The organism is Mycobacterium sp. 852002-51152_SCH6134967 (genome assembly GCF_001667105.1).
Taxonomy (GTDB): domain Bacteria; phylum Actinomycetota; class Actinomycetes; order Mycobacteriales; family Mycobacteriaceae; genus Mycobacterium; species Mycobacterium neumannii_A.
Genome location: NZ_LZIK01000019.1, coordinates 1 through 13,994 on the forward strand (window position 1 = coordinate 1; position 13,994 = coordinate 13,994).

A 13,994-nucleotide genomic window follows, 5' to 3' on the forward strand; every position below is an offset into this window, starting at 1 on the left:
TAAATTATCCGCCCCCCCCCGACATCTACACAAGCCTACTCGTCGCCAGCGCCCCATGTTTAAACCCCACAGCCCCACACCGCCTCCGCCGCCACCTCGGGCGGGCGCCCGCGCCACGGTTGCCCGCGGACCGGCACCACGACCCCAACCGCCACCGCCGCCTGCAGCCCCGACGAAGCCGAAACGCACTCGGCGCAAACGGCATTGGGGCCGATTGCTGTTGGTGGTGCTGTTGCTGGCCGTGACGGCGGTCGTGGCCGGTGGCATCTGGATGGACTCGTCACTGCAGCGCATCCCCGCACTGGCCGATTACGCCGGCCGGCCCGCCGCAGGCGCGGGCACCACGTGGCTGCTCGTCGGATCGGACAGCCGTCAGAACCTGACCCCTGAACAACAGGCGCAGCTGACCACCGGCGGAGACATGGGCAACGGCCGCACCGACACGATCCTGCTGGTGCACATCCCCGGCATCGCCTCGAGCACCGACACGACGATGGTGTCGATACCTCGTGACTCCTACGTGTCGATCCCGGGCTACGGCAGCGACAAGATCAATGCCGCGTACTCGGTGGGCGGCCCGCAGTTGCTCGCCCAGACGGTCGAGGAGGCGACGGGCCTGCGGATCGACCGCTACGCCGAGATCGGCTTCGACGGATTCGCGACGATGGTCGACGCGGTCGGCGGTGTGACGATGTGTCCCGCCGAGCCCATCAGCGATCCCCTTGCCGGCATCGACCTGCCGGCCGGATGCCAGAAGCTCGACGGCCGCAGCGCGCTGGGGTTCGTCCGCACCAGGGCCACCCCGCGCGCGGACCTCGACCGCATGGTTCACCAGCAGGAGTTCATGTCCGCGCTGCTGCACCGCGCGACCAGCCCGTCGGTGCTGCTCAACCCGCTGCGCTGGTATCCGATGGCCAAAGCCGCCGGCCGCACCTTCACCGTCAACGAGGACGATCACGTGTGGAACCTGGCCCGGCTCGCCTGGGCGATGCACGGAGACGTCCTCACCACCACCGTCCCCATCGGGGAGTACTCCAGCGGCGACGCCGGCTCGGTCGTGGTCTGGGACGACGCCCTGGCAAGCCAACTGTTCACGGCGCTGCGGACCGACTCCCCGGTACCGCAGGACGTTCTCGACGCGCAGCCCTGACGCGCCCTTCAGCAAACATTTATCCGAACGTGTAACCGCCATCACAAAGGGTCGACTCATTAAGGTGAACCTGACCTCTGTTAGGTCAACCTTCGCTGACAACAGCCTCTGAGCTGGGATATCGTGGCGTTCATGACCACTGCTGAAGCTTGCGACACCAAATTCCATGCCCTGCTGCAAGAGCAGATGCGCAACGAGTTCGGTGCCGCGCAGCAATACCTCGCCATCGCCGTTTACTTCGACGGAGCCGACCTTCCGCAGCTGGCCAAGCACTTCTACCGGCAGTCGGTCGAAGAGCGCAATCACGCCATGATGCTGGTCCAGTACCTCCTCGACCGCGACGTCGAATTCGAGATTCCCGGGGTCGACGCGGTGCGCAACACCTTCGATGCTCCGCGCGACGCCCTCGTGCTGGCCCTCGATCTGGAGCGCACCGTCACCGAGCAGATCGGCCGGCTGGCCGGCGTGGCCCGCGACGAGGGCGACTACCTCGGAGAGCAGTTCATGCAGTGGTTCCTCGGTGAGCAGGTCGAGGAAGTCGCGCAGATGACGACGTTGGTGCGCATCGCCGACCGGGCCGGCGACGACCTCTTTCGCCTGGAGGACTTCGTAGCGCGCGAGCTGGGTTCGACGTCGAAGGACGTCGGCGCGCCGAAGGTCGCAGGCGGCAGCCTCTAGGCGTCCGCGCGGATCTGAGCGCGGCTAATCGCGACCGGCGGCGCCGGCCAGACCGTTCTGCAGCCAGTCCTTGGTGCGGCCGGGGTGGTTGGTCGCAACCCATGCCACACCGAGGTCGCGGCAGTACTGCACGTCCTCGAAATAATCGACGGTCCAGCAGTACAGCGCGCGGCCTTGCGCGGCCGCTCGGTCGACCAACTCCGGATGCTCCCTCAGTGTGGCGATCGACGGCCCAACCGCGGTGGCGCCGACGGTCGTGGCGGCGCTGCCACCGAGGTAGCGCGACGTCTCGCCGAGCAACACCGTCGGCAACATCGGGGCCGCGCGCCGGATTCGCCACACCGCGGCCGCCGAGAACGACATCACCACGGCGCGCGACAGGTCCGCCGATGCCGGAGAGGCGATCCCGAACCGGTGCAGCAGCGCCAGCACCTTGCTCTCCACCAGCCCACCGAACCGGACAGGGTGCTTGGTCTCGATGAATACCTTGACCGGCCGGTTCCAATCGAGCACAAGTGAGATCAGCGCTTCGAGTGTCAGCAAGCCCGTATCACCTTGTGCCTCAACGGCATTGCGGCTTGGATGCCAACCGCCGTAGTCGAGCTCGCGCAGCTGGGCGAGCGTCATGTCGCTGACGAGCCCCGTTCCGTTCGAAGTGCGGTCGACCCTGCGGTCGTGCACACACACCAGGTGGCCGTCGCGGGTGAGCCGCACATCGCATTCGACGCCGTCGGCGCCCTGCTGCAGTGCAAGCTCGTATGCCGCGAGCGTGTGCTCGGGACGATCGGCCGACGCGCCGCGGTGCGCCACGACGAAGGGATGGCCCCCGGGCGTCGGTCCGGAAGTCGCGTTCTCGGCGGCTTCGGAGTCGCCTGTCATAGGGCCTATGCTGCCGGGTCCTGCCCGTGCGACTCAACCGGAGCCTCGGGGCCGGGTCGATCCTCCGCCGGCGTGCTGTCGTCGGGGACGATCACCCAGCGCTTGCTCGGGCGCTCGACCGGCTGCCGTTCGAAACCGGAAACGACCTTCATGGCGAGCAGCAGGGTGGTCAGCGCCAGCAGATAGGCGATCATCGTGGTCATCGTGTTGTCGGCGATTCCCTGCGCATCGCGGGTGAAGCTGGTCGCGATCGACCAGATCGACACCGCGTAGCTGGCTACCCACGCAAGCCACCACACCGCGATCGGCCTGCGCAGATAGCTGAGCCGCTCCTCGACGCCCGCCAGTTCGAGGACGAACACCGGCGCCCAGAACAGATTGACGAACGGGAGCAGGCAGCCGGCCTGGAGTCGCCAGGAGGGTCGAGGGTCCGTCGTTCCCCGGTGGGTATAGGCGGCGGCCCGCCTGGCGATGAGCCAGTTCGTCAGCACGATGAGGCTGGCCACCACCATGAACGCGGCGACGACGCTGAGTACGACACCGAACCAGGTCGCGATCGCGGCGATCCACGGGGGCAGCAACACCGACCGGTTGATGATGAGCAGCACGTAGCGCGCGAGGTGGATCAGTGCCGCAGCGCCCAGCACCGCCATCGTCAGCAGCAGCGTGCCCGTCACCATGCCCGGCGACGGGCCGCGGCGCGGCGCCTGCTGCTGTTGGTCGACCGGCGCGGGCTGCTCGACAAGTCCCCATCGCGGGATGGTCGCGTAGCGGGGCGTCGGGCCGAGCGCGCGCTTCGGGCGCCGCGGATGCGGCGGTGCGCCCGGCCGTACGGCGATCCAGCGGTATCCCGGTGGCAGCTGCGGCCGCGGGCCTGGCGCTGCGGCCGCGGACCGTGCGCTCCACTGGGCGCTCACGGTGTCCGGCGCAGACGCCGATGGCGGCATCAGCGATCCGTGGCACCGCGGACACCACGTCCGGCGCCGGTCGCGCACGTTCCACCGGGTTCCGCATTGGGAACACACCTGAATCATGTCGCTCCTCGCGCGCGCGGAATCACTTCACTCCTCGCCCGACCATTCGACCAGCGTAGCGACGATGCGTCAGACCACACCCGGCCCGCCGTCGTCGGTCACCACGGGTCGGCCGGCACCGGCCCATGCGAACATGCCGCCGCTGACGTTGACCGGTGAATAGCCGTTCTCGGCCAGGTACTGCGCGACGCTCTGCGACCGCCCACCGGCTGCGCAGATCACAAACACCTGCGCGTCGACGTCGATTTCCGCCAGACGCGCAGGGACCTGTCCCATCGGGATGTGCCGTGCATCCGGGGCATGCCCGCGTGCCCACTCATCGTCTTCGCGTACGTCGAGCAGGATCTCACCGGAGCCGAAGGTCGTCGGCACATCGGCGACGTCGACCTGCGCGATTTCAGCCTCGTTCATGCCTCAATGCTGACATGCCGCCGGCCGGCTTGCGGCGACAGCAATGACCACCTATCCACAATTTCCACAGGTTCATCCACAAGCCGCGACATCGGAGAACCCGCCTTGAGCCGCTGAATCTGTGTTTTTCCTGAGGATCGCTGTGGATAAGCGGTCGGCGTTTGGGCGCTCCCATCAACAGGCGCTCGGGCGGCGAGCGAAATCCCTAGTCCCGCTAACCGCGACTTGAGCCGGCCGTACCCGCAATCCGTGCTGCGCGCGAGCCGATTTTTCCGGTTCGACGCAAGGGGCTATGATCGGCGTCACAACCAGCGGTTGTGATAGATCTCACCCGGGGGGAATGTAAAACATGCAGGTCAGGAGGGGTTCATGACATCTTCGATGGGATCGGGTTCGGCTATGCCCCCCACGAAGTGGCAGGCCTCGACGCCCGCCGCCTACAACCGCAGTCAGCTGATGGCGTTACTGCGCGCCGGCGTGATCGCGCTGGTGCTCCTGGTCGTGCTGGCCCTGATCGTCCTGTTCTGACGACGAGCCGCCGACTTCGTCGCGAAGTACGACTTCCTCGCGAAATACGACAAAGCCGCCGGGTCAATGACTCGGCGGCTTCTTGTTGTCGATAAGGCTCTCAGGCGGGCGGATAGACACCCATCTGCTTGCCCTTGTCGGTCTGCCAGAAGATGTCGGCGATCTCGTCGATCGTCTTGAGCAGCTTCTCGGCGACGGCGACATCGAGCGACTTCTTGACGTCGCCCGCGCCGTGCACGCCGTCCCAGAACAGCTGATGCAGGTTGGGGAACTGCTCGAAGTGATCCTTGGCGAAGAAGTCGGCCCACAGCACCATCAGGTGATGTTTGACCTCCTCGGCTTGCCGCTCCTTGATGATGATGCAGCGCGCGCGGAAGTGCTCATCGTCTGAGTCGTGGTACTTCTGGATCGTCTTGAGGCACGAGAGCGCCTCGATTTTGGCCTGCGCGGGGTCATAGACGCCGCAGTAGAGATCGCAGTGGGCATGGGCGGGGGTCGCGTGGTTCAACAATCGATGCAGCATGTTCCTAACTTACCCTTTGGAGGTGCGCCGCAACCAGACACCGCGACGCTGGCCTCTGCGGTTGTTCCGAGTGGTCGACGACTCGATGCGCCCGACGGTCGGCCCAGGGGATGGCCTATTGGCCCTGCGGGGCGGGAGCATTCAGCGCGGGCAGCTTCGGGTGTTCCAGGATCCGCGGCGCTCGACACGGTGGCTCGTCAAGCGGGTCGGCGATGTCTACGCCGACGGTCGCGACGTGATCTTTGAAGCGCGCTCGGACAATCCGGGCGCCCCCGGCGCCGTCGACTCCCACGAATTCGGTTGGGTCCCGGCGGCCGGTTCGTATCGCGTGCTGTGGACTGCGCGGGCTAAATCCGGTGATTAGCAGTCGTGTCGACTTGCGTGCCAGCCGAGTTCTGCCGCATGCTGAGCAAATCGACCCACTGGCGTGTCGGGCCATCAGTCGGCTAGAGGCCGGCGTCCCAACACCGATGGCGCGGAGGCGATATGGAGAGGGAGTCGGGCAAGGCGATCGAGATCGCCCCCTTTCATTCACGCGGTTCACTCAAGGGATTCGTCATCTCGGGTCGCTGGCCGGATTCGACCAAAGAGTGGGCTCAGTTGCTGATGGTCGCCGTGCGCGTGGCATCGCTTCCCGGGTTGTTGTCCACGACAACGATTTTCGGTGCCCGTGAAGAGCTGCCCGACGAGCCTGAGCCCAATACGGTCGGCCTCGTCCTTGCCGAGGGCCCGGTGGTCGGCGAATCAGCGGTACCGCCAGGTTATTTCGCCGAGCACCAGCCGCCGGCCCTGTTGATGCTGCACCCCCCGTCGGAAACCACACCGTCGCTGCCGGAGTGCAGCGGGGCGGCGTCCGGATGCGTGTTGCTGCCCGGCCTGCCCCATCTCGGTCTCGAGCACCGCGCAGCATGGGTGGAAGCCGAATCCGACGGAACAGTGACCTCCATGGTGAGCCGCGTCGGCCTGGACCCGATCAGCCACCCGGACACTGCGATTCTCGCGATGCTGCTTGCGGCATAAGGGCTTTCGAAGCATTTGATTCGGGTGCCTGAACGGTGGATTCGGGTGCCCGAAACCCTACGTGGCACTGGCACATCCGCGCTACCGAAGCTATGGTCGGATCAGTAAGCGAAGGGGAGTAGCCCCCAATCGTCGTGTCGACATACTGGCGCAAGCCCGGCCGGCGAACCACACATCCGAAGGTGTGGTGGGCGAGACCTTCGACCGAAGCCGACGGGGCATGAACATCGCTATGTCGGCGACGCGTCGAAAGGGTCGTCTGAATGCTCGCCGCCATCGTGGTCAGTCTGGCCGTGGTTTTCGTCGCCGAACTCGGCGACAAGTCGCAGCTGATCACCATGACCTACTCGCTGCGGCACCGATGGTGGGTCGTGCTCTCCGGGGTCGGGATCGCCGCGATGCTGGTTCACGGCCTGTCCGTCGCGGTCGGACACTTTCTCGGGGTGACGCTGCCCGAACGCCCGATCGCGTTCGTCGCCGCCATCGCATTCCTGTTGTTCGCGGTGTGGACGTGGCGCGAAAGCGGGCACGACGACGAGATTCGGATCGCCGAGCCGCGATTCGTCGTCCCCGCGATCGTGTCGTCGTTCGTGCTGGCCGAACTCGGCGACAAGACGATGCTGGCCACCGTCGCCCTGGCCAGCGAACACAATTGGGCGGGGGTGTGGATCGGTGCGACCGCGGGCATGGTTCTGGCCGACGGCGCCGCGATCGCTGCGGGCAGGCTAATGCACCGCAGGCTTCCGGAACGGTTCCTGCACGGCCTGGCCAGCGTCCTGTTCCTTCTTTTCGGCCTGTGGCTGCTGTTCGACAGTGCGCTGGGTTTGCGGTGGGTGGCCGTGGCGGTCACCGCTTCCGTCACCGTCTCGGTGCTGATGGTCTGGCTCATCCGCCGCCGCAGGGCACCCGTGCCTGACGAGACATCCCAGCCCTCCACCCAGGGGTCCTGACCTCGACCTGCGCCTTCGACGGTCCGACACTGGGCGCTCCGCGACCATCCGTGCGGTATGTGGCAAACCCGGCGTTGCGCCAGAATGCATGCAACTGATGTTGCCGGCGGCGGTCGTCGGGTCCCCTGTGGACGCGCTGTCCGATTTCTGAGCAAAACTAGCTCGACAAAGCCGCCGTTGTTTGCTTCGTCGCACCGTATGGTAGAGGCGTCGGCGCACGCGGAATGCGTCGCAGCCGGCACAGTAGCGGGCGTCAAGCGCGGGGGCGGATCAACTTTTCCCGGGTTTGCACTTGGTTGTGGCCACAACACTCGCTACGATGATCAGCAAATACGCCGCTCGTACACCGCTCGTCCAATGCATGTGGAGGTCATATCGATGAGCACGACGTTCGCCGCTCGCCTGAACCGGCTGTTTGACACGGTCTACCCGCCGGGACGCGGCCCGCACACCTCGGCCGAGGTGATCGCGGCACTGAAGGCCGAGGGCGTCACCATGTCCGCTCCGTACCTCTCGCAGCTGCGCTCGGGCAACCGCACCAACCCCTCTGCCACCACCATGGCCGCTCTTGCCAACTTCTTCCGGATCAAGCCGGCCTACTTCACCGACGACGAGTACTACGAGAAGCTCGACAAGGAGCTGACCTGGCTCGCAAGCATGCGCGACGAGGGCGTCCGCCGTATTGCCGCACGCACCGTCGGCTTGTCGCCGGAGGCCCAGCAGGACATCGCCCTAAAGGTCGATGAGCTGCGCCGCCGCGAGCATCTCGACGATTAGCCCGGTGCGGCCTTCCGCCCCATAGCTGGCGAAGTGGGGTCGCGCTACCAGCTACGCCGCTTGACCCGTCGCGCCGTCGCGACGGATCAGTGCTCTGTACTGCTCGGCGATCTCCAGGATCCATTCACGGTCTGAATACTCGCTGGGCTGGTTCAGCCACCCCAGTCCGGGAAAATCGACGCGCCTGTCCTCCGAAGCGCTCTCGGTCCCGGAGTAGATCCACTCGGCGATCGCCCGGGCCTGTTCCTGCGGCGGAACCGGCGGGGATTCGAGGACTGTCTCGTCCGGCTCGGCGTCATCACCGGACACCGCGCCGCGCGGGTCGACCCGGAGTTTGCGCCGGTGTTCGGCGGCCGTGGCTTCCAGGTAGAGCGCGTCGGAGATCAACGACATCCGTTCTGCGACCCGGAAGACGAGCGGTCCGCGCGGCCGGACACCGATACCGATGTCGGGGTGCCTGCGGCCCAGCTCGGTCAGGATCGGCTGGATCGCCCGCAGTTCGCGCCTGGCGCCGAACCAGTCCTCGATGCTGGGCAGCAGCGATCCCGCGGCGACAACCAGCATCGCGCAGCCCAGCAGCGTCGCTGCGGCGCCGACGCCGACCGGTCCGTCACTGTCGAGGGCGCGTAGGAAGAAGAAGGCCGACGCCACCACGATCAGCACGATGCCGATCGTGAACACGAACAGCGCGCGTCCCCGGCGGCTACGGTTCGAATAGCGCAGCCCCGCCCACGAGACCAGCGACAACGCGAGCAGCACGTAGAGCAGCGGCAGCAGCCACGGCAGCGTGTTCCCACCGCCGCTGAGGTTGCGCTGCAGGTAGTCCTGGGGCGACATCTCGGGCTGACGGCCCGCGGAGAAGAAGGCCACCGCGGTCACCACGGCGATCACCGCCGCGACGCCGTACTGCGCGAACGCGATCTTGCGGATGGTCGCCGGTTTGCGCACCGACGACACGGTCGTGATCATCACGCAGCTGCCCGCGGCGCATGCGACGAGCGCCAGCTGGGACAGGCCCAGCGAGATGTTGGGCCAGCGCAGCAACCGGTCGATGAGCAGTGTCAGGGGTTGCCAGTTCAACGCGGCGATCAACGCCAGGCTCGCCAGCGCGACGATCATCGCGGTGCTCACCAGGCTCTGCTTATTGACCAGCGCCCATCCGATGCGTAGTCCGGTGGCCAGTCCGAGCAGACCGGCGATCACCCAGACGATCAACCAAACGCCTCTCCGAGCCGCACCTGGACGATCGACGAACGGTCCGACGGAAGCCTGCCCAACCGGTACAGCAGCAGAGCCGCAAAATCCTCCGCCTCCTGCTCGGCCTCCTCGCCGGCCGGACCCATACAACCGGTCCGTTGGTTGAGCATGTAGCTGATCAGATCGGAGCTGGCGAACTCGGTGCTCTCTTCGGCGGCCTGCGCGACGGGAATACCGTCGTGGCCCAACACCAGATGTCCCAGCTCGTGGGCCAGGGTGCGGTCCCACGCGGGCAGGCCCTTCTGGATCAGGAACACGTCGTGGTCGTTGTACTGGCGCCACTGTCCGCAGACACCGGGCGGCAGCTCGGCCATCTTGAGCTCGATGGGTCGTTTGCGGTCTTCGCTGACGGCCTCGACGAGTCGGGTCAGCGACACCTCCCCCTGGCGCGGCGCCAGTTCGAGCACGGCCCCGACCGCGCGGGTGACACGGCGGTTAGCTGGCATGGATCCCCCTTCCGACCAGTTCACTATGCGCTGTCCGCCGTCTTCATGGGCGGCTTCTTCAGTCAGTTCGCGAACGTTGCGGTCTGTATAAGCATGCCCTCAATACGCCATGCAGCCAAGACGGATCCGGCGCCCTCTCGTCGGCGCCGAGCCGCCCGCAGGCCGAACGCTGTGAACGATAGGGTTGTGCTGCACCGACAACCTGCACAGCCATGACGTCAGCATTCGAGAAAACCACCGGGAGGCAGCCGGGATGAGCCCGTTCAAGCGACGCAAAACCCGCGCCACCCGCAGGGCCGAGGCCCGTGCGATCAAGGCGAAGGCGAAATTGGAGGCCAAGCTGGCCGCCAAGAACGAAGCCCGTCGCATCAAGTCCGCCCACCGGGCCGAGGCCAGGGCGCTCAAGGCGCAGCTCAAGGCCCAGCGCGACAGTGACCGCGCAGCCCTGAAGGTGGCCGAGACACAGCTGAAGGCCGCCCGCGAAGGCAAGCTGTTCGCCCCCGGCCGGATCCGTCGCGTGCTGACCGTCATCCGCCTGCTCGCGCCGATCGTGGTGCCCGTCGGCTACCGCGCGGCCATCGCCGCGCGCGGCTATGCCGACCAACGTCGGGCGGACCGGCTCGGTGTTCCGCTCAGCCAGGTTGGCCAGTTCAACGGCCACGGCGCCCAGTTGTCGGCGCGCATCTCCGGTGCCGAACAGTCCTTGCGGCTCGTCTCCGAGAAGAAGCCGAAGGACGCCGAGACCAAACAGTTCGTCGGGGCGATCGCCGAGCGTCTCGGGGACCTGTCGGCCGCGATCGCCGCCGCCGAGCACATGCCGCCGTCGCGGCGTCGCTCTGCGCACGCCGCCATCGAACGGCAACTCGACGGAATCGATGCCGACCTGATGGCTCGGCTCGGCGTGAGTTGAGCTGAAAGTGTCGCCGTCCGGCTTCGCAGCCCGCCTTCGTGGCGCGGCTTCGGGGCTGCTGACGGCGACGCTCGCCGTGGCCGCGCACGGTTACGGCGGCCCCGAGCCGTCGGGCGGTGCCGCGATCGTGGCGCTGGTCATCGTCGCCGCGACCGTCGGCACATTGACCGCCACACTTTCTGCCACTTCGAAAACACCTGTCCTGCTTGCGATTCTGGCGTGCGGTCAGATCGTCGGCCACATCGTGCTGGGGGCCTCCGGGCATATCCATGCGCCGCAGACCGCGACGATGGTCGCCGCCCATGCGGTGGCGGTCGGCGTGGGGGCGGTGCTGATCGCGGCCGGCGACCGGTTGTGCCGCGCCCTGTCGCGCGTGGTGCGCGTCGCGGTGCGCGTGGTGTGTCCGCCGGTCGCACCGCAGGGTCGTCCCATCGTTCGGCGTGCCGAACAACCGCTTCGTTCTGCGCTGCTTCTCGCCGCTTCGATGTCTCATCGCGGGCCCCCGGTCAGACCCGCGCACTGATCGACATACCAACGGCTTGAGAAAGACACATTCGATGAGAACCATCACCAGGGTGCCCCGTCGCGCCCTCACCATTGTGGCCGCCGGTGCGGTCGTGCTCCTCTGGCTGACGATCGGGATGCTGGCCACAGCGGGCACCGCGTCCGCACATGCGACCCGCATCGCGTCGGACCCTGCCGAGAACGGCCGACTGACGGAGGCTCCTGAAACGGTGTCCGCCACGTTCAGCGAGGCACTGCAGCCGCAGTTCGCGGCGATGACCGTCGTCGGCCCCGACGGCAACCTGTGGTCGACCGGCGAACCGCAGGTCCAGGGCGCCGTCCTCAGCGTCGGTGTGCGCCCCCTCGGACCCTCCGGGCGGTACACCGTGAACTACCGCGCGACGTCGGCGGACGGACACGTGGTCAACGGGTCCTGGTCGTTCGAGCTGAGCGTGCCGGGCACCGGGACACCGGGCCCGTCGGCGGCCGCACCGGCCCAGGCCCCGGCCGATGACGGCATCCCTGTGTGGCCGTTCTTCGCCGGAGCGGTCGTCATCATCGGCGCAGGCGCGATATGGGCGGTGCGGCGCCGCGCGTGACCCGTCGACGCACCGTGGTCGTCGGGGTGGTGCTCGCGACCGCAGCGACCGGCCTGACCTGGGCGCTGGCCTACCCGCAAGGGTCGCTGGGTGTGACGGCGGTGCGGGTCGTGGCCGACTGCGCAGGTGTCGTCACGCTGGGTTTGGCGGTGGTGCCGGTTCTCGACGGTGAGCGGCACCGAGGCGAGTTGTTGGTCCGCTCGACGCGGCCGCTGGCAGTCGCCTCGGTGCTGTGGCTGCTCGCCGAATTGACCCGGCTGATCGTCGCGGCCGCACAGACCGCCTCACTACCGGTGTTCCGCCTCGGCGTGCAGACCACCGCCGACTTCGCCACCACCACCGCGGCGGGCCGGGCGGGCATGCTCGCGGTCGCCGCCGCGACCGCCATAGCCGTGGCGGCGCTCGTCGCACCGCGGACGGCGTCGTGGAATGTCGCGGTGATCGGCGCCGCGGCGGTCGGAGTCGTCGCGCGCCAGCTGACCGGGCACTTCGCGAACAGCCCGTTGGGTGGTGTGGCGGTCACAGTGCACACCCTTGCGGCCGCGTTGTGGGTCGGGGCGCTGGCGGCGCTGGTGCTGACCGTCGACCACCGCGGACAGTGGGCTCGGATGCTGCCGCGCTTCTCCGCACTGTCGCTGATCTGTGTGGTGGTGCTGCTGGTCGGCGGGGTCGCCGGCGCCGCTCTCCGGTTGGGCGCACCGGCCGAGTTGTACGCGACCGGTTACGGGCGGCTGGTGTCGGCCAAGATCGCGGTGACGGTCGCGCTCGTCGTCCTCGGCTGGCGAAACCGCACGATGTGGCTGCCCGCCGCACGGTCGCATCGCGCCACGGCGGTGGTTTCCCGAACCCGGGCGCACGTCGAAACCGCGGTGATGCTCGTCGCGCTGGTCCTGGCCGCTGGTCTGGCCGTCACGGGGTAGCGCCATAGCCGACCTGGCATGATGGACCGATCGACTTCCGGCCGCACGCTCGGCCGGCCTGGCGACCAGACACTGCAAAGGAGCAGCCCGATGGCAGACCAGCAGGGCCGACCCGACGAACAGCCGCACAGCACACCACCGGCGGATCAGTCGACCCCGCAGCCCGCCGCCGCGGAGTCGGCGAGCGTCTCCCCCGACCCGCTGATCCCTCCCCCGCCGGCGAAGAAGACGCCCGCCAAGAAAACTCCCGCCAAGAAGGCCGCCAAGAAGACTCCCGCGAAGAAGGCGGTGAAGAAGGCCGCACCGGCGAAGAAGGCGCCCGCCAAGAAAGCACCCGCCAAGAAGGGTCCGGTGCAACAGGCGCCGGCGAAGAAAGCGCCCGCGACTGAACCTGCCGCTACCGGCAATGATGTTAATTCTGCGGCGAAAGTGACTGCTGCGCAGGCAAAGTCGACGGTCGCCGCCGCCAGCAATCCGGTTGCCGGGCCGCCGCCGACGCCGTTGATCGGGCCCGAACCGTCGCGGCTGCCGGTTGCGGCGGCGATCGCTGCGGGTGTGCTGGCGATCATCGTCGTGCTGCTGATCCGCCGGGGAAACGACGAGGACTGACGAAAAACGCTTGACCCTCACGCTGCGTCAGGGTCGATAGTGGCGCTATGGACACCATGACCGTCGGCGCGGTGGCCACCCTGACGGGTGTCTCGGTACGCACCTTGCACCATTACGACCACATCGGTCTAGTGGTGCCGAGTGTGCGCACCGAAGCCGGCTACCGCGGCTACACCGACGCCGACATCGAACGGCTGCACGTGGTGCTGGTGTACCGGTCGGTCGACATGCCCCTCGAGGAGATCCGCGCCCTGCTGGATGGGGACGGGGATGTGCTCGACCGCCTCGAGCGCCAGCACCGGCTGTTGCTGGACCGGGCGGACCGGCTGCAGCACACGATCAAGGCAGTGGAGGAACTGATGAGCTCACACCGCAGTGGCATACAACTGACCGCCGACGAGCAGGTCGAGATCTTCGGCAGCGCGGTGTTCGATGAGTACGCCGCCGAATCCGAGGAGCGGTGGGGTCGCACCGACGCGTGGAAGCAGTCGCAGCAGCGCACGGCGCGGATGACCAAGCAGGACTGGATCGCGTTCAAGGCCGACAATGATGCGCTGTTGACGTCGCTGGCCGAGGCTCACCGCGACGACGTCGTACCCGGCACAGAGCGTGCGAACGAGCTGGCCGCCTGGCATCGCGAAAACATCGAGCGCTTTTACGACTGCGATCACGACATGCACGTGCGCCTGGCCGAGATGTATCTGGCCGACGAGCGGTTCACCCGGTACTACGACGACGTCGAGCCGGGGCTCGCGCAGTTTGTGTACGACATCATCGTGGCCAGCTCTCCTAGCTGATC

19 protein-coding genes are annotated in these 13,994 nt (G+C 67.4%); 13 read left to right on the forward strand and 6 right to left on the reverse strand.

The features are described from left to right. Nucleotides 1-271 precede the first annotated feature (271 nt). Both A5790_RS05955 and A5790_RS05960 read left to right on the forward strand, forming a co-directional pair. Nucleotides 272-1,150 carry an LCP family protein gene (locus A5790_RS05955; protein ID WP_369829767.1) on the forward strand — a complete coding sequence of 293 codons (879 nt, stop codon included), beginning with the start codon at nt 272-274 and terminating at the stop codon, nt 1,148-1,150. 132 nt (nt 1,151-1,282) lie between these two features. Then, entirely contained in the window at nt 1,283-1,828 is a 546-nt protein-coding gene (locus tag A5790_RS05960; protein ID WP_066842031.1) for a ferritin, read from the forward strand. A 24-nt stretch (nt 1,829-1,852) separates the two neighbouring features. Here A5790_RS05960 and A5790_RS05965 read toward each other — a convergent pair whose 3' ends face one another. The 3 genes from A5790_RS05965 to A5790_RS05975 form a co-directional block, all read right to left on the reverse strand. Continuing rightward, on the reverse strand, nt 1,853-2,707 hold the full coding sequence (locus A5790_RS05965) for a glycerophosphodiester phosphodiesterase (RefSeq protein ID WP_066841862.1): 855 nt from the start codon (nt 2,705-2,707) through the stop codon (nt 1,853-1,855). Nucleotides 2,708-2,712: 5 nt separating this feature from the next. After that, the gene (locus tag A5790_RS05970; RefSeq protein ID WP_066841863.1) at nt 2,713-3,741 is read right to left on the reverse strand and encodes a DUF4328 domain-containing protein; all 1,029 of its coding nucleotides are present in this window, start codon (nt 3,739-3,741) and stop codon (nt 2,713-2,715) included. Between the two features lie 69 nt (nt 3,742-3,810). Beyond that, nucleotides 3,811-4,152, reverse strand: coding sequence for a rhodanese-like domain-containing protein (locus A5790_RS05975; RefSeq protein ID WP_066841864.1), 342 nt, complete (start codon nt 4,150-4,152; stop codon nt 3,811-3,813). Between the two features lie 369 nt (nt 4,153-4,521). On the opposite strand from A5790_RS05975, the gene A5790_RS25715 reads away from it, so the two are divergent. Further along, nucleotides 4,522-4,680 (forward strand): hypothetical protein, encoded by a 159-nt coding sequence (locus A5790_RS25715; RefSeq protein ID WP_156656313.1) that lies wholly within the window; start codon nt 4,522-4,524, stop codon nt 4,678-4,680. Between the two features lie 100 nt (nt 4,681-4,780). On the opposite strand, the gene sodN is transcribed toward A5790_RS25715, so the two are convergent. Then, on the reverse strand, nt 4,781-5,203 hold the full coding sequence (gene sodN / locus A5790_RS05980) for a superoxide dismutase, Ni (protein ID WP_064395071.1): 423 nt from the start codon (nt 5,201-5,203) through the stop codon (nt 4,781-4,783). Between the two features lie 85 nt (nt 5,204-5,288). Between sodN and A5790_RS05985 the strand changes: the two genes are divergently transcribed. The 4 genes from A5790_RS05985 to A5790_RS06000 all read left to right on the forward strand — a co-directional run bounded on the left by A5790_RS05985 (nt 5,289) and on the right by A5790_RS06000 (nt 7,950). After that, the gene (locus A5790_RS05985; protein ID WP_231987620.1) at nt 5,289-5,567 is read left to right on the forward strand and encodes a S26 family signal peptidase; all 279 of its coding nucleotides are present in this window, start codon (nt 5,289-5,291) and stop codon (nt 5,565-5,567) included. A 122-nt stretch (nt 5,568-5,689) separates the two neighbouring features. Further along, entirely contained in the window at nt 5,690-6,223 is a 534-nt protein-coding gene (locus A5790_RS05990) for a peptidase (RefSeq protein WP_066841865.1), read from the forward strand. Between the two features lie 263 nt (nt 6,224-6,486). Next, nucleotides 6,487-7,173 (forward strand): TMEM165/GDT1 family protein, encoded by a 687-nt coding sequence (locus A5790_RS05995; protein WP_066841866.1) that lies wholly within the window; start codon nt 6,487-6,489, stop codon nt 7,171-7,173. A gap of 378 nt (nt 7,174-7,551) precedes the next feature. After that, nucleotides 7,552-7,950, forward strand: coding sequence for a helix-turn-helix transcriptional regulator (locus tag A5790_RS06000; protein WP_064418199.1), 399 nt, complete (start codon nt 7,552-7,554; stop codon nt 7,948-7,950). Nucleotides 7,951-8,001: 51 nt separating this feature from the next. On the opposite strand, the gene A5790_RS06005 is transcribed toward A5790_RS06000, so the two are convergent. Continuing rightward, on the reverse strand, nt 8,002-9,165 hold the full coding sequence (locus A5790_RS06005) for a hypothetical protein (protein ID WP_066841867.1): 1,164 nt from the start codon (nt 9,163-9,165) through the stop codon (nt 8,002-8,004). Then, nucleotides 9,162-9,653 (reverse strand): ImmA/IrrE family metallo-endopeptidase, encoded by a 492-nt coding sequence (locus A5790_RS06010; protein WP_064418186.1) that lies wholly within the window; start codon nt 9,651-9,653, stop codon nt 9,162-9,164. Before A5790_RS06010 ends, A5790_RS06005 begins: the two co-directional genes overlap by 4 nt. A 253-nt stretch (nt 9,654-9,906) precedes the next feature. On the opposite strand from A5790_RS06010, the gene A5790_RS06015 reads away from it, so the two are divergent. From A5790_RS06015 to A5790_RS06040, 6 genes are all read left to right on the forward strand, one after another. Continuing rightward, the gene (locus tag A5790_RS06015) at nt 9,907-10,563 is read left to right on the forward strand and encodes a DUF6474 family protein (protein WP_066841868.1); all 657 of its coding nucleotides are present in this window, start codon (nt 9,907-9,909) and stop codon (nt 10,561-10,563) included. A gap of 7 nt (nt 10,564-10,570) precedes the next feature. Further along, the gene (locus A5790_RS06020) at nt 10,571-11,086 is read left to right on the forward strand and encodes a hypothetical protein (RefSeq protein WP_066841869.1); all 516 of its coding nucleotides are present in this window, start codon (nt 10,571-10,573) and stop codon (nt 11,084-11,086) included. Nucleotides 11,087-11,204: 118 nt separating this feature from the next. Beyond that, nucleotides 11,205-11,666 (forward strand): copper resistance protein CopC, encoded by a 462-nt coding sequence (locus A5790_RS06025; protein ID WP_369829768.1) that lies wholly within the window; start codon nt 11,205-11,207, stop codon nt 11,664-11,666. Beyond that, entirely contained in the window at nt 11,642-12,586 is a 945-nt protein-coding gene (locus A5790_RS06030) for a CopD family protein (RefSeq protein ID WP_066841871.1), read from the forward strand. The genes A5790_RS06025 and A5790_RS06030 overlap by 25 nt, the downstream gene beginning before the upstream one ends. Before the next feature lie 90 nt (nt 12,587-12,676). Beyond that, complete coding sequence (locus A5790_RS06035; protein WP_066841872.1) at nt 12,677-13,195, forward strand: hypothetical protein; 519 nt, start codon at nt 12,677-12,679, stop codon at nt 13,193-13,195. 47 nt (nt 13,196-13,242) lie between these two features. Next, complete coding sequence (locus A5790_RS06040; RefSeq protein ID WP_066841873.1) at nt 13,243-13,992, forward strand: MerR family transcriptional regulator; 750 nt, start codon at nt 13,243-13,245, stop codon at nt 13,990-13,992. The last annotated feature ends 2 nt before the right edge of the window (nt 13,993-13,994 follow it).

Excerpts from the sequence above, each read along its gene's own strand:
- A5790_RS06010 (WP_064418186.1), bottom strand. The coding sequence starts at position 9,653 with ATGCCAGCTAACCGCCGTGTCACCCGCGCGGTCGGGGCCGTGCTCGAA.
- A5790_RS05990 (WP_066841865.1), top strand. The coding sequence starts at position 5,690 with ATGGAGAGGGAGTCGGGCAAGGCGATCGAGATCGCCCCCTTTCATTCA.
- A5790_RS05955 (WP_369829767.1), top strand. The coding sequence starts at position 272 with ATGGACTCGTCACTGCAGCGCATCCCCGCACTGGCCGATTACGCCGGC.
- A5790_RS06015 (WP_066841868.1), top strand. The coding sequence starts at position 9,907 with ATGAGCCCGTTCAAGCGACGCAAAACCCGCGCCACCCGCAGGGCCGAG.
- A5790_RS05975 (WP_066841864.1), bottom strand. The coding sequence starts at position 4,152 with ATGAACGAGGCTGAAATCGCGCAGGTCGACGTCGCCGATGTGCCGACG.
- A5790_RS05985 (WP_231987620.1), top strand. The coding sequence starts at position 5,289 with ATGCGCCCGACGGTCGGCCCAGGGGATGGCCTATTGGCCCTGCGGGGC.
- A5790_RS06040 (WP_066841873.1), top strand. The coding sequence starts at position 13,243 with ATGGACACCATGACCGTCGGCGCGGTGGCCACCCTGACGGGTGTCTCG.
- A5790_RS25715 (WP_156656313.1), top strand. The coding sequence starts at position 4,522 with ATGACATCTTCGATGGGATCGGGTTCGGCTATGCCCCCCACGAAGTGG.
- A5790_RS05965 (WP_066841862.1), bottom strand. The coding sequence starts at position 2,707 with ATGACAGGCGACTCCGAAGCCGCCGAGAACGCGACTTCCGGACCGACG.
- A5790_RS06035 (WP_066841872.1), top strand. The coding sequence starts at position 12,677 with ATGGCAGACCAGCAGGGCCGACCCGACGAACAGCCGCACAGCACACCA.
- sodN (WP_064395071.1), bottom strand. The coding sequence starts at position 5,203 with ATGCTGCATCGATTGTTGAACCACGCGACCCCCGCCCATGCCCACTGC.
- A5790_RS05960 (WP_066842031.1), top strand. The coding sequence starts at position 1,283 with ATGACCACTGCTGAAGCTTGCGACACCAAATTCCATGCCCTGCTGCAA.
- A5790_RS06000 (WP_064418199.1), top strand. The coding sequence starts at position 7,552 with ATGAGCACGACGTTCGCCGCTCGCCTGAACCGGCTGTTTGACACGGTC.
- A5790_RS06030 (WP_066841871.1), top strand. The coding sequence starts at position 11,642 with ATGGGCGGTGCGGCGCCGCGCGTGACCCGTCGACGCACCGTGGTCGTC.
- A5790_RS05995 (WP_066841866.1), top strand. The coding sequence starts at position 6,487 with ATGCTCGCCGCCATCGTGGTCAGTCTGGCCGTGGTTTTCGTCGCCGAA.
- A5790_RS06025 (WP_369829768.1), top strand. The coding sequence starts at position 11,205 with ATGCTGGCCACAGCGGGCACCGCGTCCGCACATGCGACCCGCATCGCG.
- A5790_RS05970 (WP_066841863.1), bottom strand. The coding sequence starts at position 3,741 with ATGATTCAGGTGTGTTCCCAATGCGGAACCCGGTGGAACGTGCGCGAC.